Here is a 223-nt window from a genome sequence, read left to right as displayed (position 1 = left end):
CCCGCCCCCAAAGCCAAGCCCCATGCCAGCGCTCAGGCCCAGCCCCAGCCCCCGCCCCCAGAGACACCAGCCGCATCCCAGGGGCCGCCAGGCTCCCAGAGTCCCGACCCGGCCCGAGGGGTCAGCCAGGCACCCATGGGCCGGCCCCGTCCCGAGATCGGTCCCGCCCCCAGAGTCAGCCAGGGTCCAGGCTCAGGCGCGAGCCATGGCCTTCTGTCCGTAC

Source organism: Streptomyces sp. CT34 (assembly GCF_000805335.1).
Classification (GTDB): domain Bacteria; phylum Actinomycetota; class Actinomycetes; order Streptomycetales; family Streptomycetaceae; genus Streptomyces.
This window is presented reverse-complemented; position numbering follows the sequence as displayed.